The 25,871-nt window shown below is 49.9% G+C and carries 20 protein-coding genes; 16 read left to right on the plus strand and 4 right to left on the minus strand.

What is annotated here, in order from left to right; genetic code table 11:
- Position 1 precedes the first annotated feature (1 nt).
- Positions 2-694, minus strand: a complete 693-nt coding sequence (locus V8Q34_RS12105; protein ID WP_033141296.1) for an ABC transporter ATP-binding protein — start codon at positions 692-694, stop codon at positions 2-4.
- On the minus strand, positions 678-1,268 hold the full coding sequence (locus tag V8Q34_RS12110) for a TetR/AcrR family transcriptional regulator (protein WP_335835525.1): 591 nt from the start codon (positions 1,266-1,268) through the stop codon (positions 678-680). Before V8Q34_RS12110 ends, V8Q34_RS12105 begins: the two co-directional genes overlap by 17 nt.
- A 351-nt stretch (positions 1,269-1,619) precedes the next feature.
- On the opposite strand from V8Q34_RS12110, the gene V8Q34_RS12115 reads away from it, so the two are divergent.
- The 4 genes from V8Q34_RS12115 to V8Q34_RS12130 all read left to right on the plus strand — a co-directional run bounded on the left by V8Q34_RS12115 (position 1,620) and on the right by V8Q34_RS12130 (position 10,187).
- Positions 1,620-4,289, plus strand: a complete 2,670-nt coding sequence (locus V8Q34_RS12115; protein WP_335835526.1) for a DEAD/DEAH box helicase — start codon at positions 1,620-1,622, stop codon at positions 4,287-4,289.
- 107 nt (positions 4,290-4,396) lie between these two features.
- Complete coding sequence (locus V8Q34_RS12120) at positions 4,397-6,538, plus strand: ATP-dependent helicase (protein ID WP_148393173.1); 2,142 nt, start codon at positions 4,397-4,399, stop codon at positions 6,536-6,538.
- A gap of 36 nt (positions 6,539-6,574) precedes the next feature.
- A complete protein-coding gene (locus V8Q34_RS12125) occupies positions 6,575-7,369 on the plus strand; it encodes an EcsC family protein (RefSeq protein WP_148393172.1) in 795 nt (264 codons plus the stop codon).
- 115 nt (positions 7,370-7,484) lie between these two features.
- The gene (locus V8Q34_RS12130; RefSeq protein ID WP_335835527.1) at positions 7,485-10,187 is read left to right on the plus strand and encodes an EAL domain-containing protein; all 2,703 of its coding nucleotides are present in this window, start codon (positions 7,485-7,487) and stop codon (positions 10,185-10,187) included.
- A 66-nt stretch (positions 10,188-10,253) separates the two neighbouring features.
- Here V8Q34_RS12130 and V8Q34_RS12135 read toward each other — a convergent pair whose 3' ends face one another.
- Positions 10,254-12,197, minus strand: coding sequence for a right-handed parallel beta-helix repeat-containing protein (locus V8Q34_RS12135; RefSeq protein ID WP_054351845.1), 1,944 nt, complete (start codon positions 12,195-12,197; stop codon positions 10,254-10,256).
- Positions 12,198-12,371: 174 nt separating this feature from the next.
- Between V8Q34_RS12135 and V8Q34_RS12140 the strand changes: the two genes are divergently transcribed.
- The 7 genes from V8Q34_RS12140 (at position 12,372) to V8Q34_RS12170 (ending at position 19,295) form a co-directional block, all read left to right on the plus strand.
- The gene (locus V8Q34_RS12140) at positions 12,372-13,343 is read left to right on the plus strand and encodes a DUF1848 domain-containing protein (RefSeq protein WP_335835528.1); all 972 of its coding nucleotides are present in this window, start codon (positions 12,372-12,374) and stop codon (positions 13,341-13,343) included.
- 39 nt (positions 13,344-13,382) lie between these two features.
- On the plus strand, positions 13,383-14,072 hold the full coding sequence (locus V8Q34_RS12145) for a response regulator transcription factor (RefSeq protein WP_335835529.1): 690 nt from the start codon (positions 13,383-13,385) through the stop codon (positions 14,070-14,072).
- Positions 14,069-14,272: a hypothetical protein gene (locus V8Q34_RS12150; RefSeq protein ID WP_335835530.1), complete on the plus strand. Its 204-nt coding sequence runs from the start codon at positions 14,069-14,071 to the stop codon at positions 14,270-14,272. Before V8Q34_RS12145 ends, V8Q34_RS12150 begins: the two co-directional genes overlap by 4 nt.
- Entirely contained in the window at positions 14,211-15,089 is an 879-nt protein-coding gene (locus tag V8Q34_RS12155; RefSeq protein ID WP_335835531.1) for a sensor histidine kinase, read from the plus strand. Before V8Q34_RS12150 ends, V8Q34_RS12155 begins: the two co-directional genes overlap by 62 nt.
- Positions 15,090-15,110: 21 nt before the next feature.
- The gene (locus V8Q34_RS12160) at positions 15,111-15,779 is read left to right on the plus strand and encodes an ABC transporter ATP-binding protein (RefSeq protein ID WP_335835532.1); all 669 of its coding nucleotides are present in this window, start codon (positions 15,111-15,113) and stop codon (positions 15,777-15,779) included.
- Between the two features lie 204 nt (positions 15,780-15,983).
- Positions 15,984-18,572 carry an ABC transporter permease gene (locus tag V8Q34_RS12165; RefSeq protein WP_335835533.1) on the plus strand — a complete coding sequence of 863 codons (2,589 nt, stop codon included), beginning with the start codon at positions 15,984-15,986 and terminating at the stop codon, positions 18,570-18,572.
- 48 nt (positions 18,573-18,620) lie between these two features.
- Positions 18,621-19,295 (plus strand): ABC transporter ATP-binding protein, encoded by a 675-nt coding sequence (locus V8Q34_RS12170; RefSeq protein WP_335835534.1) that lies wholly within the window; start codon positions 18,621-18,623, stop codon positions 19,293-19,295.
- 114 nt (positions 19,296-19,409) lie between these two features.
- Here the strand turns inward: V8Q34_RS12170 and V8Q34_RS12175 are convergent, their stop codons facing one another.
- The gene (locus V8Q34_RS12175; RefSeq protein WP_103731998.1) at positions 19,410-20,531 is read right to left on the minus strand and encodes an ROK family transcriptional regulator; all 1,122 of its coding nucleotides are present in this window, start codon (positions 20,529-20,531) and stop codon (positions 19,410-19,412) included.
- 289 nt (positions 20,532-20,820) lie between these two features.
- Here V8Q34_RS12175 and V8Q34_RS12180 point away from each other — a divergent pair, with 289 nt between their 5' ends.
- The 5 genes from V8Q34_RS12180 (at position 20,821) to V8Q34_RS12200 (ending at position 25,776) form a co-directional block, all read left to right on the plus strand.
- Positions 20,821-21,597 carry an SDR family oxidoreductase gene (locus V8Q34_RS12180; RefSeq protein ID WP_103731724.1) on the plus strand — a complete coding sequence of 259 codons (777 nt, stop codon included), beginning with the start codon at positions 20,821-20,823 and terminating at the stop codon, positions 21,595-21,597.
- Between the two features lie 38 nt (positions 21,598-21,635).
- Positions 21,636-23,138, plus strand: a complete 1,503-nt coding sequence (locus V8Q34_RS12185) for an FGGY-family carbohydrate kinase (RefSeq protein ID WP_335835535.1) — start codon at positions 21,636-21,638, stop codon at positions 23,136-23,138.
- Between the two features lie 48 nt (positions 23,139-23,186).
- Positions 23,187-24,575: an MFS transporter gene (locus V8Q34_RS12190; RefSeq protein ID WP_335835536.1), complete on the plus strand. Its 1,389-nt coding sequence runs from the start codon at positions 23,187-23,189 to the stop codon at positions 24,573-24,575.
- Positions 24,576-24,691: 116 nt separating this feature from the next.
- Positions 24,692-25,006: a hypothetical protein gene (locus V8Q34_RS12195; protein ID WP_148393168.1), complete on the plus strand. Its 315-nt coding sequence runs from the start codon at positions 24,692-24,694 to the stop codon at positions 25,004-25,006.
- Positions 25,007-25,089: 83 nt separating this feature from the next.
- Positions 25,090-25,776: a Crp/Fnr family transcriptional regulator gene (locus V8Q34_RS12200; RefSeq protein WP_081960307.1), complete on the plus strand. Its 687-nt coding sequence runs from the start codon at positions 25,090-25,092 to the stop codon at positions 25,774-25,776.
- Positions 25,777-25,871 lie beyond the last annotated feature (95 nt).

The raw sequence follows: 25,871 nt of genomic DNA on the forward strand, positions 1-25,871 counted from the left end.
ATCACCATCCTATCTCATAAGCTGTTTTCTGTGTGTCATTTCTGTACAGATCCCTGATCTTACCGCTGTTCATAAGAATGACCTTGTGGGCCATCTGCGCAATATTCTGATTATGCGTAACCATCACAACCGTAAAATGATACATTTTCTGCAGCCTGCAGATATAGTCAAGCACCAGCCTTCCGGTAGCCTCATCAAGAGCGCCTGTCGGCTCATCCAGAAACAGCACCCTGGGCTTTTTCGCCAGTGCCCTTGCCACGGAGACACGCTGCTGTTCCCCGCCGCTCAGCTCCCCGGGAAGCTTTTCCAGCTTATCCCCAAGCCCCACAGCTTCGATCACCTCCCGGTAATCCTTATTACCGGACAGGTCTGCCCCCATTTTCACATTCTTATCCACATTCATATGAGGCAGCAGGTAATACTGCTGGAAAATAAACCCCACCTGTTCCCTCCGAAACCGTGTCAGTTCACTTTCACTGAGCCCGGTGATCTTTTTCTCCTCATAATAGACATCCCCCTGATCCGGCGTCTCCAATCCCGACAAAACATTCAGCAGCGTAGACTTCCCGGACCCGGAAGCCCCTAAAATAACGGCAAACTCCCCGTCCTCAATATCCAGGGAAATCCCCCGAAGCACCGGAAACGGATTATCGGCACTCCCATAAGACTTAAAAAGATCACAAGCTCTGATCATGCCGTTCACCTGCCTTTATATTTTTCAATACTCCTGTAAAAACCTCAGTCATCATTTTCTCAGTCTCCTTCTCCTCAAAACTGCACACATTGGTAGCGCAGAGAGCAGCGATCCCATGAGTATAGACCCACAAATGCCGGTACAAAGTCCACGCGTCCTCATCACTCAGTCCATACTGCTCCCGAACCGACTGCAGAATCTCCTCATGGTTATCATCAATAGCGAAGAGCACATCCTTCACATCTGGCATTTCCTCCCTCTCCGTCATAAACAAAAGCCGAAAAAGCTGAGGTTCCCTTTGTGCAAACCGGATATACTCCATCCCCACACTCCGGAAAGCCATATCCTGCTCAAGCCCCCGCTTCACACTCCCGTTATAAACCTCCCTGGCAGCCTTCACAATCTCCGCCTGCACCTCTTCCATACTCTGAAACACCGTAAACACCGGCCTTGCAGAACTCCCCAGCTCCGCCCCCAATTCCCTGGCCGTAACACCCCCTATCCCCCGTCTCCGAACAATCCTCAACCCCGCATCCACAATCTCTTCCCTCGTAAACTTAGCCCTAGGCGGCATCCCAAACCCCTCCATTCTCATAATATACACATAGATATTCAGCAAAATATAATTTGAATCATCTGATTTAAAACATACGATTTAAAACACTTGCTTCCATAATACCACATCCACCCCCAATGTCAATCCGCAAATCCTCAATTAATCTAAAAACTGCTCTGTTTACTCTTACATCCGCACTTCACCGTCAGGGACCATCAGAGGGCCTCTGCCCTCCCGCCCCCGGCCCTCTGATGGTCCCGTCCGTGAGCCACAATCGAAGCCACAACCCCATTGCATCCCCCAAAAAAAAATGCTAAACTAAGAACAAACGTTCCTATAAACAAAAAAATCACCCCAGGAGTCCAAACCATGCAAATAGAAAACCTCATCACCTACCAAAAAACAACCCCTTCCATCCCCCCGCAGTACGCCCCCTACCCCCAGACCCTGTCAGAGGAAATCCGCACCCACCTGGCCACCCACGGCATCCCCAGCCTCTACACCCACCAGGCCGAAATGTTTACCCAGGCCACCCGGGGCAAAAACATCGTCATCACAACCTCCACCGCCAGCGGCAAAACCCTGGGTTTCCTCCTCCCGGTCGTACAGGAAATCCTCTCCAATCCTCAGTCAAGAGCCATTTTCCTCTACCCCACAAAAGCCCTGGCAAGCGACCAGTACCGTGCCATCCGCCCCTGGATCGAGACATTTGGAGAACACAGACTGTCGGCAGGGGTGTACGACGGTGATACGCCGCCCACGGAGCGCAGCCGTATCAGGAAGAATGCCAACATTATCCTGACCAACCCGGAAATGCTCAACAGCGCTTTTCTCCCAAACCACAGCAAAGCCGGCTTTGACTTCATATTCTCCAACTTAAAATACATTGTCATGGATGAACTCCATACCTACCGGGGCGCCTTTGGCTCCCATCTTGCCAATGTGTTCCGCCGTCTTTCCAGAATCTGCAGATACTATCACGCATCACCCAGGTTCCTCTGCAGTTCCGCTACCATAGCAAACCCCGTGGAACTTGCCCGGGCAGTGTGCCAGAGAGAATTCATCCGCATTGACAGGGACGGTTCTCCGGCACCTGAAAAGCGGTATTTCTTTCTCCAGCCGCCAAAGATTTACGGAAAAGACAACCAATACTACGGCCAGGTACAGAGTACCGCTGTGGCAGCAGCCATGACGGCACAGCTTGCCGAGGAAGGACAGAGCTTTCTCACCTTTGCAAAATCCCGCAGAAATGTGGAGGTCATCTTAAAAGAAGCCCGGGACATGCTGGACGGGGAGGATATATCCGGTACAGGGCCTGCTGACCGGATTTCCGGCTACCGGGGAGGCTATACCCCAAAGGAGCGAAAAGAGATCGAGCGCAAAATGACCACAGGAGAGCTTTGCGGCCTGATTTCCACCAACGCTCTGGAGCTGGGCATTGATATCGGCAAGATAGACACAACCGTACTCGCCGGATACCCGGGAACCAAGGCTTCCTTCTGGCAGCAGACCGGCAGGGCCGGAAGGAGCGGCAAGGCATGTTCCAACTATTTGATCCTGGATAACCTGCCCTTTGACCAGTACATTTCCATTAATCCGGACTGGCTGTTCGACGGGGAGAGCGAAAGTGCAGTGGTGGACCGGGACAACCTGCTGATTGAGCTTGCCCACATCCGGGCAGCGGCGGCGGAGCTACCTCTCACCCTTGATGATATCGCTGTCTTTCCCGATTTGGGTGAGACGATCCCGGTGCTGCTGAGAGTCAAAGAGCTGAGCGCCCAGGACGGCAGATTTTCCTGGTGCGGAGACACCTTTCCGGCAGGAGATTTCAGCCTGAGGAATATCGATAAAGTCAGATATAAACTGGTGGACCAGGAAAATGCCAGAATCATAACAGAGATGGATGAGATGCAGGCGTTCCGTGAAATCCATGAGGGTGCTGTGTACATGCACGGAGGTGCCCAGTATGAAGTGGTCCGCATGGATCAGGAGACAAAGACCTCCTACGCGGTTCCTTTCCGTGGAAATTATTACACTATGCCGGGCAGCAGCACCACCATCCGGGTCATACACGGAAATGCGGAAAAGGAATACAAAAGGACAAAAGTTTTTTTCGGTGATGTAAATGTAAAAGAATCTGTCTACATGTATAAAAAGCTGCAGTTTCACAACCACCAGAACCTGGGTTACGGGCAGCTTACGCGTCCTTTGTCAAAAGATTTTGACACGGAGAGTACCTGGATCACCATTCCTAAAAACGTTGTGCAGGTGTACCGGAGTCTTATAAGGGAATCGGGAAACGGACAGATTTTGAGAAATAACCATTTTGACGGTATCTGCTATGCCATCAGAAACGCGGCCCGCATGGCGACCATGACAGAACAGGAGGACATAGGTGTCACTATGTCCGGCAATGCACTGGATCTGGGCGCAGGGCTTCAGGAGGAAGTGTGCCTGTACATTTTTGACGAGTATGTGGGCGGTCTGGGTTACGCGGAGAAAGCCTATGAATTGATGCCGAAGATCATAGAACATGCCATGGAAATGGTGGGAGGCTGCAAATGTAAGGATGGCTGCGCTGCCTGTGTGGGAGATTACCGTCTGGATAAGAAGATTGTCTATTGGGGCCTGGAAAACCTGCTTTTAGAGCTGGATTCCCCTATGGGCATGAAACTGCCGGAACATACACCTTCCACTTATATGCAGAAGCCCTTTTCCTTTGAGGAACTGCCCCGTAAATGGAAGGAGTTCTGCGTCTTTTTAGGCCGGAAAGGGGAAAGCATGGCTGCGTTTTTCAATACCGTGGAGCAGGTAAGCATTGAGGGAGACACCCTGTTTCTTCCCACGTCCAGTACTTTTTACCAGGCCTGGATCCTGGAACCGTCTAACAGGTTAAGCCTGAAAAACATCATTTCCTTCTATACGGATGCACCCCCGTCCCTGCGCCTGGAGGTGCGTCTGGCGGAAGGAACAGAAAACAGGAAAGATACAGAAGAAAAAATCAGGCGAAGGTATTCCCATCTAAATGATACCAAATAAAAATTGTTTTGCGATGGGGCGAATACTCCCCAGTCAAAATGCAGTAACAAACAGCAGGACAACAGTTCAGTGATTTGAACCGTACGGCTGCGGGCGAGGATGAAAATATGGAATTATACAATGAAAAAGAGCTGGACAGACTGAATCCCTATCAGAAAGAGGCAGTTCTGGATGAAAGCCCTGCCTGCATAGTAAATGCAAATGTGGGGAGCGGCAAGACCACAGTGCTGATATCCAAAGTGCAGTATCTCCACCATGTGAAAAAGGTGAATTATGAGGAGATGACGGTCCTTACTTTTACAAATAAAGCCGCAGATGAGATAAAGTCCAGGCTTCTGGCCGCAGAACCGGAGCTGCCTGTGGAAAAGCTCAGAGGATTCGGTACTTTTCACAGCACAGCCCTGTATTATCTGCGGGAATATCTTCCGGTGGAAAAGCTGGGATATACCAGAGATTTTCTGGTCATAGACCCTGAGGAAGAGCTGGAGCTGGCACTTGATCTGATCCGGCAGCACAAACTGAAAATAAAATATAAGAACCGCCTGAAGAAAAGACTGGAGTCGGCAATGGCTGTCCGCGGGGAGGAGAAAAAAGTTTCAAAATATCAGGACGATATCTTTGATCTGGTCCGTCTGCTGCGGGAGGAAAAGGCCAGTCAGGACAAAATGACCTTTTTTGACCTGCTGGAAAATGCCAATCTTCTTTTGAGGGAGGAGATTGGAAATTCTCCGTCTCCCAAATGGGTCATTGTAGACGAGGTCCAGGACAGTGACAGCCAGCAGCTTGTTTTCCTTGACCGGCTGGTCAGCAGAGGCGCCAATCTTTTTGCCGTGGGAGATCCCAATCAGGTGATCTATAGCTGGAGGGGCAGTGCGTTTCAAATTTTTTATACCCTGAAACATAAATACCGGGCAAAAGAGTTGACCCTCCCCATCAATTACCGTTCCAGCTCCTCTATCCTGGAGGCTGCCCGGTGCTTTCTGCAGAACGGCAGCCCCCTTACAGGCGTGCGGGAGCCGGGGAATAAAATAATCGTGAAACGGCAGTATGATGCTTTTCAGGATGCCTGCTATCTTGCGGGAAGAATAAAAAAGCTGCATAGGGAGGGCACGCCATACGGGGAGATGGCTGTTTTTTACCGCCTGCAGAGCCAGTCCGGAATGTTTGAGGATGTGTTTTCCAGAGAGGGGATTCCCTTTGAGGTCTCATTAAAAAGAACGGTGGGGGATGTGCCTGTGCTTCGGTGGTGCATCCGCCTGCTGCGCTTTTCACTGAATAAAAAAGATACCCCATCCGGCATCTATGTGCTCGCCAGCCGGGAGTACGGGGAGGGAATCAGTGAGAAGAAGGCAAAAGAGATTGTCTGCAACAGTAAGCCGGGAGCCAGTCTTCTGTTTGATAAGATGTGCGGATTCAGCCGAATCTGTGAGGAACTCGGAGATGAGGAAGCACTGTTTTCCTATTTTGAACTGGAGCGGTATCTGAATCCTGTGTCTGCTTCTTACATGGAGGACAGGGATGCCGTGCACAGGCTGTTTCAGATCATGTTTGACTATGTGAAGGAGCAGCAAGAGAACCGGGAGGCGGGAATGCGGGCGTTTATCAATTCCTCCTCTCTCTACGGGCTGGATGTGCTGAGGGAGGAGATCAGCGAAGAGAAAGACAGTGTGAAGCTTATGACACTGCACGCATCAAAGGGGCTGGAGTTTTCCTGTGTGTTTATCACAGGGGTAAATTATGGCCTGATTCCCCTTAAAACCAGAGACATGGATGGAGAAGAGGAAGAACGCAGGCTGTTTTTCGTTGGAATCACCAGGGCAAAAGACAGACTGGAGCTGTCTTATTATACAAATCCCGGTGAGAGGGCCATGCCGGGGGAGAGCCGATACATCCGCATGATTCCGCCGCGCCTTCTGGAAGGGGAGGAAGAGCGGGGACCCGCTGTCAGCCTGCAGGAGCTGAAACGCCAGGTGCAGGAACAGAGAACGCAGGTACAGGAGCGGAGTCTGCAGGAACAGAAGCGAAGTCTGCAGGAACAGGAGCGGAGTCTGCAGGAACAGAAGCGAAGTCTGCAGGAACAGAAGCGAAGTCTGCGGGAACAGGAGCCAGCCCCAACAAAGCGTGTCCGGCATCCCAGATACGGAACAGGTGTGGTTGTGCGGGAGGATGAAACTATGCTGGAGGCAGAATTCGAGGGTTATGGAACGAAAGAATTTATAAAAGCGTTCAGCGAACTGGAATATATATAGAAGAGTGAGGCAGGAATTTTCCGGAAAGGTGGTACCATGATCAAGAGAAATAAAAAATCACCGCTGCGTGCGGAGATGGAGGCTGTCCTGAAAAAGGAGCAGGCATTTCTGAAGAAAAACGCGGAGAAGAAGGCATCTTTTCTGGACCGGACTTTGGAGGAGAAAGTTCCGGCCAGGCTGCAGGAGACGCTGGATAAAGCATTTGAAAAGGCATTCGGCCTTATTTTTGAAAAAGGTACGGATTTTATAGAGAAGACATATTCCAGGGAGAAGATAGAGCACAATTATAAAGTGGACGCCTACGCTGCGGGACTGATGGAGAACAAAAAGACACTGCGCACATTTACGAAAAAAGCGCAGGCTGCAGGGAACAGAAATCTGCTTCTGGCCGGTGTGGAAGGGGTGGGACTCGGTGTCCTGGGAATCGGTCTTCCGGATATCCCGCTTTTTACGGGGATGATACTGAAAAGTATCTATGAGACAGCGCTTCACTACGGATACCCATATGATACGGAGGAGGAAAAGTATTTCATACTTTTGCTTATACAGGGGTCACTGTCCTACGCAGAGACACTGGAACAGATGAACGCCAAAGCAGACAGATATATTCTGGAACCTGTTGTCCCTAAAGGATATGACAGCAGGGAACAGATAAAGGAGACATCCGCTGTTCTTTCCGGAGAGCTTCTGTATATGAAATTCCTGCAGGGGATCCCCGTGGCCGGAGTGATCGGTGGAGCCTATGACTCCATCTATTTAAGAAGAATACTGGATTATGTGAAAATAAAGTACAGAAAAAGGTTTCTAACAGACAAAGACAAAGCCAATTGACTTGCAGCAGAATACATTCTATACTTAAGAAAAGTGGTTTAGAGATTAACGGAATACTGCCGTCCGGTTGGGAAACTGTGTGGCTGTCTGTGAGAAAGTTTGAGGGCAAATAAATATGCAGAAGAGGATGATGACCATTTTCCTGCTGGTCGTTCTTGTATTGTCGGGACTCCTGTCCCTGTATTCTATGGGGAATCTTCAGGGAAATGCAAGGGTCATCAATTACACCGGAGTTGTTCGCGGAGCAACCCAGAGACTTGTTAAAGAAGAATTGGAGGGACGCCGGGATGATGCCCTGATTTCAAAACTGGACGGCATCATAGAGGAACTGCGCACAGGAGAAGGCGAGAACAGGCTGGTCAGGCTGAAGGACGATGAGTACCAGGAAATGGTGGCGCTCATGCAGGAACGCTGGGAAGAGATGAAGCAGGAAATCCGGAAGGTGCGGGCGGGCGCGGACAGCCAAAGGCTTTATAATCTGAGCGAAGATTTTTTTGAACTGGCAGATGAGAGTGTGGGTACTGCGGAGCAGTACGCGGAGCGCTATGTCCGTATGGCACAGATTTGCTTTGCTGCGCTGACTTTGATATGTACGGCTGCGGCGATTCTGCTGGCTGTCTATATGAGAAAGCAGGAACAGCGGCGCAGAGAAGTGGAAATGATGGAAAACGCCAATCTGGAAAAGAGCCGTAAGCTCTCCAGAATGACGCAGGACCTGCAGGCTCCCATGAACGAAATATCGGAGCTCCTATACGTCTCAGATATGGATACATATGAGCTGTTATTTATCAACGACGCAGGAAAACGAAGCTTTCATTTGGACGATATTGAGGGGAAGATCTGTTACCGTGTCCTTCAGGGAAGAGATAGTCCCTGTCCATTCTGTACCAACAGATTTTTAAAGAGCGGGGAGAACTATACCTGGGAGATTACCAATCCCATTACAGGCCGCCATTATCTTCTGAAAGACCGCCTGATCGAGTGGGAAGGAAGACGGGCACGGCTGGAGCTGGCCTTTGACACCACTGATGCGGAGCAGGAGAAAGAAAAACTGAAATACGCTCTGAGCTCAGAGCAGATGGTGATGGAGTGTGTCAGGACACTGTACTGTAAAAAAGATATGAAAGAGGCAGTGGGAGATGTACTGCGGGAAATCGGAACGTTTTTAAAGGCAGAGAGAACCTATATGTTTAATCTGCGTGAGGGATTTCTGCACAATGACTATGAATGGTGTGCCGAAAACGCGGGTTCCCGGCATGAGGCTCTGAAGGATATATCCGCTGCACAACTGGAGGAGTGGCGCAGGGTTCTGAATCAAAAAGGCTGTATTGTCATGAAAGACGCGGAAGAGTTCATGACAATATTTCAGGGAAGTGAAGCGATTGCCAGAGAACGGAATATACGCAATGTGGCAATCTCCACTCTGGAGATAGATGATGTGCTGATGGGCTGTCTGGGGGTGGACAATCTTCCGGAGGACCGTCTGATGAACATTGGTTCTATCCTTCAGACTATCTGCTACTTTATCCTGCTTGCCTACCGGAGGGCAGAGGATGAGCAGCAGTTAGCCCATCTCAGTTACTACGATACTCTGACCTCCTTTTATAACAGAAACCGTTATATTGAGGACATGCAGAGGATGACCGGCAAAGAGGGAAGCGTGGGCATCGTTTATCTGGATGTCAATGGACTTAAGGACATCAATGACCGGTACGGCCATGCCTTTGGGGATAAAATACTCACAGAATGCGCGGAACGCATGAAACAGGTCTTTCAGGAGGGTAGTTTTTATCGTGTGGGAGGCGATGAGTTTGTGATCATCTGCCATGATGTGCCAAAGGAACGATTCTGCCAAAGGGTCAATGAGCTGAGGGCTGCATTTAAGCGGGATGCACTGTGCAAAGCTGCTATCGGCTCCCAGTGGACTGAGAAATTAGTGGATGTGGGACAGGTCGTGGCAAACGCGGATGCGCAGATGTACGAGGACAAAAAGGAATTCTACAGAAATAACCCGGCTTCCAAGAGGTACCGCCATCACAGCGATGAGCTGCTCTATCTGACTGACCCAGAAATTCTCAGGCAGGAAATCAGCAGAAACCAGTTTGTGGTCTATCTGCAGCCGAAGATTTCCTCAGCGGACCGGACGGCAGTGGGAGCGGAGGCACTGATCCGGTACCAGTCAAGGGATGGCTCCCTGGTCCTTCCGGGAAATTTTCTGCCTCTGCTGGAGGAGTCACGGACAGTCAGCCAGATTGATTTCTTTGTGTTTGAATTTATCTGTTCCAAGATTAAGGCATGGGGCAGGGAAGGGAAAAAGGGCTTCCCCGTATCTGTGAATTTTTCAAGGTATTCCCTGACACAGCCGCATTTTATTGAGCATCTTCTTTCCATCTGCGATAAATACCGGATATCACCGACATGTCTGGAAATTGAGATTACGGAGACTGTGAGAAATGGCAATGACATAGATATCTGTGTCCTGATAGAAAGCCTCAGAGAGGCGGGATTCATTGTGACGATTGATGATTTCGGCACGGAATATGCCAATCTGGCCCTTTTATCCGCAGTGGAGTTCGACGTTTTGAAGCTGGATAAAAGCATGGTAGACGATGTGGTGAGTAATCCCAAGGCCCAGGCTATTGTCAGCTCCATTGTGGATATGGGGCAAAAGATGGGCATTCAGATCGTGGCGGAGGGAATTGAGACGGAGGAACAGCTTGAGGTTCTCCGGACCTGCGGTGTGGAGCTGGCCCAGGGATTTCTGTTCAGCAAACCCATTTCTGTGGATGAATACGAGAAACGGTATTTAGATAAATAAAAATAGCTCTGCTGCAAAGAAAGACGGGACACCCTGTTATGGGGTGTCCCGTTCTGAGGTTCTGGGTTATCCCCAGACTTTTATTTTATTATATCCTTCTTTCAGTCCTTCTAAAGGTCCAACAGCCGGTGTTTCACAGCGTACGGCACCGTTATAGTCAGTATCCAGAACAATGGATTCACCATCAGGGCCATCAAAGGGGGCTTCCGGAATGCGGACCATACCCAGTGTTTCTGTGGAGATGATTCCGGCGGGCATATGAAGCATCTCTTTTTCTGCATGGATTTCCAGATAGGTTTCCTCTCCCTCCACGGAGATTTTTACCTGGGGATCAGCAGCACTTGTGTAGTTCTCTTTCTCCGCGTCAAATGCCGGGGCATTTTTCAGATAAGCGTTGTGATTGATGTAGGCAGGCTGTTTTACCTGTTCAAACATTTCCAGGTCCTCATTTCCCATGGAAGCAACGGTTTCCATATATTCCTCCAGGGTTTTGGTGGAGCCGTTGTAGCCTATGGTTCCGCATAAGGACTGCTCCGTATAGGCATCCACGCTGCCCACGAAAATGTTGTTGTACAGACGGTCATCTCCGCCGTATACAGGTGTGGTGCCGGCAACTTCCGTGCTGTGCGGGAAGTGATAGGGAGTGGATCGGTTCAGGACATCCTCTCTTCTCATGGTTCCGCAGCACAGGTTGTGGATATATGCACCGCCCTGGGCAATATTGTCGAAGTTGTAGGCAGAGGCAAAGATGTTGTTGTCTACCATATAAGGCCCGTGAGTCACTTCCACCATCAGGTCACGGTCGTTGTTATAGTACAGGTTTTTGCTGACGCGCGTGCCCTGTGCCTGCCAGTCAAGCCAGGTGCCCAGAGTACAGTCATGGATATTGTTGTCGTGGATCTGTACGTCAATGGCTGCGTGCAGCTTGATGCCTGCGATCTCATAGCCGAAATACTCGTGTTTTACGGCAATATTATAGATATGGTTGTTGTAGATCTGGCTGAACACACAGCCCATATGGCCTACGATACCATTCTGTCCGCAGTCATAGATGACGTTGTTGCGGATAATGTGGGAACCGATCTTTTCCTTGCTCCAGCCAATCTTCAGGGCGCGGAACACTGCCTCCATCTGATACTGGTATCCCGGTTTTCTGTGTCTTCTGGTGCAGAGGTTATGGCCTGTAGAGGCCTCCTTGCCAATGCTGATGCCGCTGCATTTCGCATCATGTATCATATTGTTTTCAATGATCCAGCCCTTGCTCCAGTTAGCACCCAGAAGGCCCGGCTGGTCAGCAGTAGGCGGTGTCCAGGGGCAGGCAGCCTGTGCCATCTCAAAGCCGCGCACGGTGATATAATTCATGCCAGTTTTTTCAGGGTAGAAGCAGCACTTACGCACATTGATCTCGGTCAGCTCTTTGTTGGGATCAGCTCCCTGGAAATTGGCGTAAATATATGTATTTTCATGGTCTGTCTCAGCATACCACTGATAAATGGTCCACTCTTTATCTTTGATGGGTTCCGGGTGTTTGGTCCACGGCGGGTTGTATCCCTCTGTGCGGATCTGGGGATTTCTCACCTCATCCAGGGATTTTGCTTCGTAGAAAGATTTGCCGTTTAAGTAGACATCTCCTGCATGGACGGAATTGTCATCCGGATAGATGAACCAGTCACCCCAGAGCGGCTCTTTGTAGGGATTGTAGTCACCGAAAACAGTGTTTGGAATCACTGCTTTCCAAACAGTCCCCTCTGTATTCTCCCAGTTTTGGATCCGTTCGGAGCCTTTTATCACGACCTTTTCTCCCTCGGCTGCCTCGTATACAATACGGCTGATGTCGCTGTAGCCGCTGTGTTCCGGCTTGACCCATTCCCGGTACTCACCCTCATGTACAATGACTTTGTCTCCTGTCTCGGCGGCTTTGGCTGCCCTTTGTATGGTTCGGAAGGGATCCTCTTTCGTCCCCTTTGCATAGTCAGAGCCGGTGACGGCTACATGGTATTCTCTGTTCATGATTTTTCCTCCTGTCATAAACCTTTTCATGTCTATAAGTATAGACAATGGGGAGGGAAGGGACAAGACGAATTTTGGGGGATTTTCCTTGAAATTTGTGTCACAGTTGTGTCCGGTGAAAAAAAGGTGTATAATCAGAAAAACGAACATATTTTCGAAAAAGAGGTGGTGTGAATGATATTGAGTGTGAGCCGAAGGACAGATATACCGGCCTATTACCGGGACTGGTTTTTTAAAAGGATTGAGGAGGGATATGCCTGTGTCCGCAATCCTTTTAACTTTCATCAGGTGAGCAGGATATCCCTTAAGCCGGAGGTGGTGGACTGTATTGTGTTCTGGACCAAGAATCCGGTCCCTATGTTTGAGAAGCTGCCGCTTCTTGATCCGTATATGTATTATTTTCAGTTTACCCTGACCGGGTACGGAAGGGATGTGGAGCCGGGGCTGCCGGATAAGAAACAGGTTTTGATTCCCGCGTTCCAAACACTGGCAGAGACTATAGGGGCAGAACGGGTGGTGTGGCGCTATGACCCGGTTTTCTTTAATGCCCGCTATACACCGCAATATCATCTGCGGGCATTTTCCGGAATCGCAGAGGCGCTGGAGGGTTATACAGAGCGGGTGGTGATCAGTTTTCTTGACTACTATCCGAAGATAAAAAAGAACCTGGAAATGCTGGAATGTGAGAATTTGGAGGAGGAAAGCCTGGGCAGATTCGCCGGGGAGCTGGCCCGCACTGCCCATGTTCACGGTATGGAGATCGTGACCTGCGCGGAAAAAGCAGACCTGCAGAAATACGGGATCACCCACGGAAGCTGTGTGGACGGGGAACTGATCCGGCGTCTGTGCGGCTGCAGCCTGGATGTGAAAAAAGACAAAAATCAGAGAAGCGAATGCGGCTGTGTGGAGAGTATAGATATCGGTGCCTATGATACCTGTCCCCACGGATGCCTGTACTGCTATGCCAACCAAAGCAGCCGGGCCGCCGCAGCCGGGCGAAGGAGATACACGGCAGAATCCCCTATCCTGTGCAGTGAGATACTGCCGGAGGATAAAGTGACAGAGCGGAAGATGAAATCCCTGAAGCTGATGCAGGAGAGTCTGGATTCCTATTTTGGTTGCGGCCAAACAGGAAATATCGTATAATCTAGTACATATGAGCAAGGTGAAGAGGGGAAGATTTCGATGACAAAGATTTTAGTGGTGGAGGACGATCTGGTACTTGGCGCGGGCCTCTGCTTTGAGCTGGATTCCAGTGGTTATGTGACCGTGGCGGCCTATAACTGCCAGAAGGCCAGGCAGCTTTTAAAGGAGGACCATTTTGAGCTGGTGATCATGGATGTGAATCTTCCGGACGGAAACGGATTTGAACTGTGCAGGGAGGTTAAGAAAGAACAGCCTGACCTGCCGGTGATCTTTCTGACGGCCAATGACCTGGAGCAGGATGTGCTCACGGGCTTTGATCTGGGAGCAGAGGATTATATCACCAAACCTTTTAATATTCGGATTCTGAAACGGCGGGCGGAGGTGGCCCTGCGCCACGGCACGGCAGCGGAAAAGTCCGGTACAAATCAGTACAGGGATGGATTTCTGCTTCTGGACTTTGAGGCGCTGACTGCTGTGAAGAACAGGGAAAAACTGGCGATCACGCCCAATGAATACAAGCTTCTGCGGATTTTGACAGCCAATGCGGGAAATGTCACAATAAGGCAGCTCCTGCTTGAAAAGCTGTGGGACTGCGAGGGAAAATATATTGATGACCATACACTGACCGTGACAATGAACCGCCTGCGGGCAAAAATTGAGGACAAAGAGCACACCTACATTAAAACCGTGCGGGGAATGGGCTATATCTGGACAGGTGCAGGGGAATGAAAGAGAGAAAATGGACCGAGGCACCAAAACGTATCATACTGCTGCTTGTGAGCCTGGCCGGATGTCTGGCACTGCTGGCAGATTATCTTCCCAGGCGGGTGATGCAGGGGGGGACTGCTCCTGCTGTGCGGGCTGGTCATGGGATTGGTCATATTGTGGGACAGACTGCAGAAAAAGCAGACAGCGGACTTCGCAAATGATATCTGTGATACCGTGGACGCACTCATGGAGGAGCGGGAACCGGAGAATTTAACTCTCTATGAGGATACGGCTGCCTCTAAGGTACAGGGAAAGCTTCTGCAGTATTATGAGAAGATGAAGGACGGGTACCGGCAGAGCGCGGAGGACAAACAGACCATCCAGGCGCTGGTGAGTGATATCTCCCACCAGGTGAAGACACCCATTGCCAATATCCAGATGTTCCTCAGCATTCTGCAGCAGCATGAGCTTGCCAGGGAAAAGCAGGAAGAGTTTTTACACATGATGGCAGGACAGATCCGTAAGCTTGATTTTTTGATGGAGTCCCTGATCAAAATGTCACGTCTTGAGACAGGGACCTTTTCCATACATATGGAAGAGAACCGCCTGTACGATACCATTGCCCAGGCAGTGAGCAGCATATGGACAAAGGCGGAACAAAAGAACATAGAACTGGATGTGGACTGTGACAGCCAGGTGACGGTCAGGCATGACGCAAAGTGGACAGCAGAAGCCCTTGCGAATCTTCTTGACAATGCGGTGAAATATACGCCGGAGGGCGGTTCTGTGCATGTGAGCGTCCGCCCGTGGCAGTTTTACACAAGGATCGATATAGCAGATTCAGGAATCGGGATTGCGGAGGAGCACTATAATCACGTGTTCCAGCGTTTCTTCAGAGCCCAGGAGGCAGCAGGACAGGAGGGCGTGGGACTGGGGCTTTATCTTGCCCGGGGTATTATCACACGGCAGAATGGGTATATGAGTGTAAAGTCAAAGCAGGGCGCAGGTACTGTCTTCTCTGTTTATCTTTTGAGCTGATATACGAAAAGAAAGGATTTTATGGATATTGTAACAATACATCATTTAAAAAAGTATTTCGGAAGAGGGAGCCGGCAGGTCAAGGCTCTGGACGGAATTGATTTGTGTATGGAAAAAGGGAAATTTACAGCCATTGTGGGGGCTTCCGGTTCCGGAAAGACAACACTTTTAAATTTGATCGGCGGATTGTATCAGCCCACAGAGGGAAGCGTCCTGGTAGACGGCATAGATCTGTCAGAACTGACGGAGGAGCAGCTCACAGTGTATCGGCGGAGGAAAGTGGGATTCGTTTTCCAGGGCAATCATCTGATCCCCGAGCTTACTGTGCGGGAAAATATTTTATTTCCGCTGGCACTGGATAACTCCAGAGCAGACCAGGTATTTTTTCATAAATTAACGGAGCTTCTGGGGCTGGAGCCAAAGCTGGATGCCTATCCTCACATGCTTTCCGGGGGTGCGCAGCAGTGTGCTGCCATTGCCAGGGCGCTCATCACAAAGCCGGTCATCGTTCTGGCGGACGAACCCACCGGGAGCTTTGATGTGAAGACCAGCCAGAATGTGGCAGGGTTTTTGAAAATGACAGCCGATACGTTTCATCAGACCCTGATCATGATAACGCACAATCAGGAGCTTTCCCAGCTTGCCGACCATGTAGTGCGGCTGCAGGATGGAAGGCTTGCAGAAAACTGACAAAAAGCGCCTTACAGAAAAGGGCGCTTTTTGTCATTATACAAACCCCGGCCGGCGGCGCACTGTGCGCGGGAGAAAATGCAGAAAGGTACAAAAATGTAACTCTGCTGTACCTTACTTGTGACTTTGGTATGGTATTCTTATTATCAGAAACAGGTGTTACAGCGCATAGAGGCGGTACACCGGCAGGGAGGAAAGTAGAATATGAAAGAGATGCTGAATACTCTGACAAAGCGCAGTTTTGCTGCGGGAAGAGTTAGAAATTTAGTCGCGGTGCTGGCAATCGCTCTCACGGCAGTCCTTTTCACCTCAGTCACTACGATTGGGATGGGGACCCTGGAGTCCTTGTCCCTCACCATGCAGATGCTCAAAATGAGCAGTGGCGACGCGGAGGTAAAAAATATGACGGCAGAGCAGTTTGAAGCTCTGCAGAAGGAACCGTTTGTAAAGAAGGCCGGCCTTCGCATGTCTGTGGGTTTTCTGTCGAATACAAAATATCACAATGTGGAATTTGATGTGATGGATGAAACAGAGGCAGAGCTGACATTTTCCGCGCCGACCCATGGGGAATACCCAAAAGCGGAGAATGAAGTGGTGACCTCTGACCGGGCGCTCAGAGCTTTGGGAGCGGAGCCTGAGGCGGGAGCGGAAGTGGAAATCGTGTTTACGGCCCACGGCAGGGAGTATACAAAAAAAATGGTGGTGTCCGGCTGGTTCGAGGCTGTGAATGACCAGGTCAGCTATATGATCACAGGAACAAAGTTCAGGGATGCAAACCCGGATATTTTTCAGTATACCTACGACCGGGACAAAGAACTGGCAGGGGTATATTATTCTGACATTTTGGCGAAGAGTACCTGGGGACTGCAGGAGAAATTAGACGACTTTTCACGCAGCCAGGGGGGAAATCCGGATGATATGAAAGCTGTCAACTATCTTCCGGCTTCCATTAACCGTATGCGCAACCCGCAGATGAGCGGCAGTATTCTGCTTGCGGGAGGAGCATTCATCCTTCTCTTTATCTTCTGCGGATACCTACTCATTTACAATGTGTTTGATATAGCGGTGATGCAGGATATTCGGCGGTATGGGCTGTACAGGACCATAGGAATGGGAAAGAAACAGGTGAAGAGGCTGATCAACCGGCAGGCTGTGTGGCTGTGCTGTATGGGAACACCCATTGGGCTGGTTCTCGGATATTTTATCGGGAAGAGTACACTGCCTGTTATCATGTCTATGGTCAGTACAGAGTACAGCAATGTCTCCGCGGACGTCTCTCCCTCTTTGGTGCTGTTTCTGACTGCGGCTGTGCTCACTGTATTTACGGTATTTTTAAGTACACGCAAACCGGTGCGGGTGGCTGCCAATATTCCGCCTATTGAGGCATTTCACTATGTGGAGAGCACTGTGGGCAGACATACTGCAAAGCACAGTGCCGGACAGGCAAAACTGCCGCAGATGGCATTTGCCAATCTCGGAAGGAATAAGCGGCGGACCGGATTTATCATTATATCACTGACTCTGTGTGTGGTACTGCTCAACTGCGTGGGGACGATCGCAGCCAGTGTGGATATCAGCAAGCAGGTCAACCAGATGATACGGACAGATTTTGCGGTCCTGCATGCGGATACCATGAACAATATGAAAGGATTTACCACCCGTGACATGGCAGTGTCTGACCGTACGATCGCGGATATCGCCGCACAGCCCGGTGTCCGGGACGGGACATCCGTATATAAGAATACCCTGGAGGATATCAATGTCACGTATGATTTCGGAATGGAGTGGAAATACACGGAGGGAGATTACAAAAACGGCCTTACACGGGCCTTCAACAAGGATTTGTTCAGCTTTATCCTGGGAGAAGACGGAAGCCCCATGTGTAATGTCTATGGCATGGAAGAAGCCTCCATTGCCCGCATGACCATCAAAGAGGGGGAGACCGATCCGCACACACTTTACGAGAAAATGTGCGCCGGGGAAGGTGTGCTTCTGGGAGTACCGGGCAGGATGGGAAGCATGGAATATGATTCCGATTTTGAGTTTCTGGATGTGGGAGACACGATCACAGTCCGGAAAAACGGGGAGCCGGTCAGAGAACTGCCTGTGCTTGCAAAGGCCGTGCTGAACGGGGATGACGAGGAGATCGGATATACCGTCAACGGTGCCAATGAAGTGGGTGGTGACGGGCTGTATCTGTACCTGCCGTCCGGCGTGTACAAAGAGCTGTATGATGCCCCGGCTGTCTACAAATACGCTTTTAATGTGGAGGAAGAGCATCGCAGCAGTATGACCTCTTTTCTCGATGATTACAGGAAGAACAAGGATATGAGCATCAACTACATGTCTGCGGAGAGTGCGCGCGCCAGTGCGGAGGGGACAAAAAAGATGATCTATTTTGTGGGGGGTATTGTGGGAATGATCTTCGGTCTGGCAGGTGTTTTAAACCTCACCAATATGCTGATCACATCCATCATCACCCGTCGCCATGAATTTGCAACCATGCAGAGCATTGGCATGACAGGACGGCAGCTTACAAAAATGATGACCTTTGAAGGTATCTACTATGCACTGGGGGCGGTTCTGGCAGGCACGGCGCTGTCGGTGCTGCTGGGACTGACACTGGTGCGGTCCCTGTGTTCGGGCCTGTGGCAGTTTACCTTTCACCTCACCGTGATGCCTGCATGCATCACAAGTGCAGTGCTGCTTATTTTCGCGCTGGTGATCCCTGTTCTCGCGCTCAGGATGTTTCACAAAGGCAGCATTGTAGAACAGCTTCGCGTGGCAGAATAGAAATGAAACGGGCTGATACCCATATCCATGAAAGAGGAGGAGCGATATATGGAATGCATATTAAAGACAACAGGTCTTAAAAAATATTACGGCAAAGGCGATACCATGGTAAAAGCGCTGGACGGTGTTGATCTGGAGATAGAGAGAGGAAAGTTTACTGCCATTATCGGCACATCCGGCAGCGGAAAGTCCACACTGCTCAATATGCTGGGCGGGCTTGACACTCCCACTGCGGGCAGTGTCAGGATCGGCAGCACCGAACTGGCGAAGCTAAGCGGTGAGCAGGCTACGGTTTTCAGGCGCAAGCAGATTGGATTCATTTTCCAGAACTACAACCTGATCCCTGTTCTGACCGTATGGGAGAACATTGTGTTCCCCATTTCCATGGACGGACAGAAGCCTGATAAGAAGTTTATCATGGAGGTGGTCAAAATGCTGGGACTGGAAAGCAAGCTGGACAGTCTTCCGAACAATCTGTCCGGCGGACAGCAGCAGAGAGTAGCCATTGCCCGGGCGCTGGCATCCAAGCCCTCCATTGTCCTGGCAGATGAGCCTACGGGCAACCTGGACAGCAAGACCAGCGAGGATGTGATTGGCCTGCTGAAAATGACCAGTAAGGAATTCCGCCAGACCATCGTCATGATCACCCATAACCCGGAGATCGCGCAGATGTCGGACCGGATCATACGCATAGAGGACGGTAAGATACGGATGCCTGCGTAAGAGAACAAACGACAGCGCACAGCTTGCTGAAAGCAATTTTTAAACACGCACTGGAAATGTGGGATGGAGCTGCAGCTTTTCAATACTGCAGAATCCATCCCACATTGTTTTTATCTAAATCTCTTCTAAAAACCCTTTCACATATGCAAGCGCTGCCCCCACCGGCACCGAATCCCTTGCAGCCTCAGACAAAAAGATAAAATCCGCCTCATCCGGAAACGCAGATTTTTCCTTCACTTTTTTATGGAGCGCAGCCAGATCCTCCTCCGTCAGATAAGGCGCCATATGCCCGCCGAGGATCACATCGCAGTCCATCACCATATGCAGATTATTTACCGCCGTGGAAAGATTCTCCAGATACTCCTCAAAACGTACCTTGTTCTCTTCCTTTCCATTCCTGAGTCCGTCAAAGAATTCTTCCAGGCTCTCATCCTCCAAAAGCAGAGCATTGACAGAACAGTATGTCTCCATGCAGCCGGATTTGCCGCAGTAGCACTGCCTGCCGCCGGGAATCAGGGTCATATGCTCCACTGCGCCGCCGTGGTCCTGTTTTCCCATCACGGTCTGTCCGCCGATGATCACCGCACCGCCCAGATGCTTGCCGATGGAGAGATAAATGGCGTCGGTCAGATCCCTGCGGTTCCACAGCTCTGTGGCAGCGGCACATTTGGCATCGTGCAGGAACATGCAGGGATATGGAAGGTATCCGGAAAGGGCAGTGATCTTAAGCCCTGTATAACCCAGGGTCTTGCCAAAGATGATCTCCTGTCCGTCGGCTGTTGTCAGACCCTGTACAGCAAAGCCGATACCCAGAATCTGTTTCTTCGTAAATCCGCTGTCCTCTATAAAGGTGCTGACATATCCGGCAATCTCTTTATAGTAGGCATCATCATTTCTGTACAATAACTCATATTCCATACATCCGCAGATCTGCCCCTTCAAGTCAACGGCCAGAATCCGAATCTGCTTCTTTAAAATCTCCACACCGATTCCGATCCCTGCCTGCAGGCAGAGCGTGTAGGCAACGGCTTTTCTCCCCACCTGGGATGCAAACTGTCCTCCCTTTTCAATCAGGCCGGCATCCTCCAGAGCAACCAGATTCTGTGTGACCGTGGGCAGGCTGAGATGAAGCTGGTTGGCAATCTCCTGTTTGGAGAGCTTTTCCTGCTCATACAGCAGGTTGTAAATTAAAGAATAATTGTTTTTCTTTATATCCGTCAATGTAATATTTCCCATGTTTCTTTTCCTTTCTCTGTGAAAATCTATACCATGATTCCGGCCCGGCAGACACATTGGCCCGGAGATTTGTAAAGGATATTTATAAAAAAACTTTATACAATAGAGTATAGCACAAACAGCCGGCAAACACCTTTGGTAGAAATTCATAAAAATCCCCATCCATATTTGGATAGTTATACATATTGACGAATTGATATCCGGGGATTATTATATAAATAGATTTTACAAAATAATTTTACAAAATAGAATCACAAAAACAAATCCACTTTGAAAAGGAGAAAAAAACATGGGAATTATCGAGAAAATGAGACTGGACGGGAAAGTATCTTTCGTAACAGGAGGCGCCAGAGGTATCGGGAAACAGATCGCGATCGCCCTTGCAGAGGCCGGCAGTGATGTGGCAATCGTGGACGTGGATATTGAGGAGGCAGAGAAGACAGCAGGTAGCATTGCTGAGGAAAACGGCGTGAAGACCATTGCCATCAAAACGGATGTCACAAAGCCGGAGGAAGTAAATGCCATGATGGAAGAGATCGTGAACACATTCGGCAAGCTGGACGCAGCGTTCTGCAACGCAGGTATCTGCATGAATATCCCCTGTGAGGAGATGACCTACGAGCAGTGGAAGAAAGTGATTGATATCAATCTGAGCGGCGTATTCTTAACCGCCCAGGCAGCGGCAAAGCAGATGCTGAAACAGGGATACGGCTCCATCATCAACACAGCCTCCATGTCAGCCCACATTGTAAATGTACCGCAGCCCCAGTGCTCCTACAATGCCTCCAAGGCCGGTGTGATCCAGCTTACAAAATCCATGGCCATTGAGTTCGCAAAACGCGGCGTGAGAGTAAACTGCATCAGCCCGGGATACATGGGAACAGAGCTGACCCTCAACTCCCCCAGCCTGAAACCGCTGATCGAACAGTGGAATGCCATGGCTCCTATGGGCCGTATGGGACGTCCGGAAGAGCTGCAGTCCATCGCCGTCTATCTGGCAGGAGATACCAGCAGCTTTACCACAGGTTCTGATTTTATTGTGGACGGAGCGTTCACCTGTTTCTAAAAAACACCTGAAAAAATGTCTGCTGAAGGAGAACAGGAATGGAATATTTATTAGGTACAGATATTGGCACATCCGGTACAAAGACCATTTTAATGGACACAGAGGGGAATCTGATCGCAAAGCATCTGGTGGAGTACGATGTGCTGACACCGCGCCCTTTATGGGCAGAGCAGTGGCCGGACGTATGGCTTGAAGCGGCCCGCAGTTCTATCAGGGAAACCGTGCTGAAATCAGGCATCGCGAAAGAGGACATAAAGGGCCTGGCTGTCAGCGGGCTCTACGGCGGTTCAGGAATCCCTCTGGACGAGGAGATGCAGCCGGTGCGCCCCTGCCTGATCTGGATGGACAGGAGGGCACAGGAGGAAAGCGACTGGGTACTTTCCCATATTGGGGAAGAAAAGCTTCTGGAGATTACCCAGAACGGCGCTGACCCATACTACGGCTACACGAAGATGCTCTGGATCAAGAACCATGAGCCTGAAAACTGGGAGAGGACAAAGCTTTTTCTTCCGCCCAATGATTATGTGATCTACCATCTGACAGGAGAGATCGTCATTGACTATTCTTCTGCGGGCAATATCGGCGGCATATTCGATATGCGCACCAGAACCTGGTCAGAGGAAATGATGGAGGCCATGGGAATCCCCATGGAGAAAATGCCTGCAAAGCTGGTGGAATCCACGGATATTGCAGGGGGCCTGACAAAGGAGGCAGCAGAGAGCCTGGGACTTATGGAGGGAATGCCGGTCATTGCAGGGGGCATTGACTGCGGCGCTGCCAATATCGGCCTGGGTGTGCTGGAATCCGGCATCTACGCAGCGGCCATCGGAACATCCATGTGCGCGGCTTTGATTTCTGATAAACCCGTAAAAGGGAACGGGCTTATCGCGTGGCCGTATCTGTACGATGCCAAAAATCTCTCCTATTATTTTGCAGGGGGAGCCACAGCGGGGGCCATTGTAAAATGGTTCCGGAATACGTTTGGCGGGGAAGAGAATAATTCCTATGATGCGCTGAATGCCATGGCGGAGAAAATCCCGGCGGGCAGTGAGGGACTTGTGGTCCTTCCTTATTTCATGGGAGAGAGAAGTCCGGTCTGGGATTCTGACGCCAAGGGCACCATTGTGGGACTTTCCCTGGCACATACGAAAGGGCATCTGTACCGGGCATTTTTAGAGGCGGTTGCCTATTCTCTGAGGGACGCCATGGAAGCCACCGGGGAGGATTTGGGCGAGTATATTCTTCTGGCCGGAGGGGTCACAAAGTCCCGGGTTTGGAGACACATTTTCGCGGATGTGACCGGTTATCCTGTGGTCTGCCCCAAGCAGGATGTGGAGGCGAACATGGGGGATGTGATTCTGGCAGGCATCGGCACAGGCATTCTTTCCTATGAAAAAGTGAAAGAGTGGCAGGTGCTGGATGAAAAAATCATGCCGGATGAGAAGAACCATGAAAAATATAATGAGTATTTTGAGCTATACCACTCTGTCTACCGGAATTTGAAAACAGACATGAAGAAGCTGACAAAACTGGCAGAATAGAGATAGATATAAAAGGAAGAAAAAGAAAAAAGATATGGAGGAAGGAATATGGAGCAGGCAGTAAATTTGCAGAACACCTCACAAGCGGGATACACCGCAGGGGCGTCTAAGTGGAAGAAAAGGATTGGATACGGGGTGGGGGATCTCGGATGCAATCTTGTATTCAGCACCATGGCGTCCTATCTCATGATATTTTATACAGATGTATTTGGAATCTCGGCAGCAGTGGCAGGAACCCTGATGCTGGTCACAAAGTTTATCGACGCGCTGACTGACACAGGCATGGGTATCCTTGTGGACAGGACCCACACAAAATGGGGACAGGGAAGGCCGTATTTCCTTGTGGGCGCGGTTCCCTTTGCCGTCTTTACCATCATGACATTCTTTGTGCCGGATTTTCATATGACGGGAAAGATCATCTGGGCTTATGTGACGTACTGTCTGCTCTGCACGGCTTACACGGTGGTGAACATTCCGCTGAATACCATTGTTCCGCGTCTGACCTCAGATCTGCATGAGAGAAACTGCCTGGTTTCCTCCCGTATGATCTGCGCCATGATCGGGACAGCCATTGTTATGACCATTACCTCTCCCCTTGTGGAGTTTTTCGGAAAGGGAAATGCCGGGAAGGGTTATCTGGTGACCATGACCATCTACGGAATCGCGGCCATGCTTATTTTTGTAGTGACATTTTTAAACACCGAGGAAGTGGTGCCGCCCTCTGTCAAGCGGGAAAAATCTTCCCTGGCACAGGATTTAAAAGGGCTGACAGGCCAGAGCGTAATATTCTTTGCCGTGAACTTTTTGTATTTTGCCATCTATGTGGTGCGAAATACTACGGTTATCTATTACTTTACCTACAATCTCCAGAAGACAGAATGGCTGACCTTTGTGGGACTCTTCGGAATCCTTTCAGGACTTCCCATGCTCCTTGTGCTGCCGTATCTGGAGAAGCGGATGTCAAAGAGAAATGTTATGCTTCTGAGTGTGGCCATTTATATGGCGGGTGACCTGATCATTTACTTCGGCAAGACCTCTGCAGTATGCCTGATCATCGGTCTGGCTGTCACAGGACTTGGCATTTACGGTATATTCGGCACGACCTTTGCCATTCAGCCGGATGTGATCGATTACTCTGAGTACAGGAAAAACAAAAGTGTTTCAGGTCTCATCGCCGCTTTCCAGGGCTTCTTTGTAAAAGCCAGCATGGGACTTGCAAGCGCCGTCATCGGCCTTCTTCTGAAAAAGGGCGGCTATGTGGCAAATGCGGCCCAGACGCCTAAAGCACTTGCCTATATTGAAGCCAGCTTTATCTGGATTCCCATGGCGCTCTGTGCAGTCATCGGTGTGGTGATGTGTTTCTACAAGCTGGATAAGGAACGCGCAGATATGGATGTGGAGCTGGAGAGAAGAAGACGTTCCCTGAACGCCGGCTAGAGCCTGTGGGGGAAATGTATTTCGTGCAGGAAAAGCCTGATATTGTGAGTATGATATTGACATTCTTCCAAAAGAGTCATAAGATGCGGGAAAGAAAAGCAAAAGGAGAATGTGATATGATATTTCAGAATAATAAAAAGGCATGGGTGATTTTTGCCGTGACACTGGTCCTCAGTGTTCCTGCGTTTTTTATGCTGAAGGGAGATACCCAGATCTTTGTGTTTCCTGCTATACAGGCAGCCCTTCTCCTGCTGGGAAGCACAGAGTTTGTGAAGACCTGGTGCATGAATTACAAGCTGAGCGTTATGCGGAGTGAAAACCAGTATTATCTCATGCTGTTTCTGGGAGTTTTACTGATGCTGTTTGTGGGGATCGGATACTTTTATAACCTATATATAGAATTGACGTCTTTACATACATCCTGCAATTAAATGTAGATATTCGTCACTTATTACGGTATAATGTCAGCAGCGGCTGGGAAAGACCGGGAATATATGAAGATGGGAGCGTGAGGGTGACGGATACAGAAGAATCACTGGGAATCATTTTCGGAGCAGATGACATACGGCAGTCCAGCCTGGAACATCTGGCACGCTACAGTGTGCTGCTGCGGATGAAAAAGGGGCAGCACCTGTATCGGGAGAGAGAAGAGATTGTCACAGTATATGCCGTAGTGAGCGGCACTGCCGCGTTATATAAGATGAATGCCATGGGCGAAAAAAAGGTGATTTTCGTTCTGGGAAGGGGAAGCCTGTTAAATGAGGAGATCCTTCAGGACCTGCCGGAGCCTGTGAGCTGCGAGATCATGGAGGAGGCCCTGATACTGGCAGTCCCCAGAAAGCAGCTTCTGGCACTGATGGAGACGGACGCAAGGCTCATGCGCTTTCTGTTCTCCTCCCAGTCCCATAAGGTCCGCAGACTGTATCGCCAGTTAAAGAACACCACCAATGCCACCAGAGGGGAAAAGAAGATGGCAGCCAAGCTGTGGAAACTGGCCCGCGACTATGGGAAGAGGGAGAAGGACGGTGTCCGCATCTGTCTGAAACTGACGGTGACCCAGCTTGCGGATATGCTGGGCACAAAAAGGGAGACAGCTTCCCGACAGCTCAAAGTTCTGGTGGAACAGGATCTTGTCCGTTATGATAAGAATACCTTTGTGATACCGGAACCGGATGCATTAAACAGTTACTTCAAAGAATAAGCAGAAAACCGTGATTTTTGTCACGGTTTTTTTGTATGTGTGGAGTTATCCTTTTAAATAGAAGAAAACACGGAAGAAATCGTGATATTTCAGGA

Origin of the sequence: Blautia sp. JLR.GB0024 (genome assembly GCF_037000545.1) — a bacterium.
GTDB classification, from domain to species: Bacteria; Bacillota; Clostridia; order Lachnospirales; family Lachnospiraceae; genus Blautia; species Blautia celeris.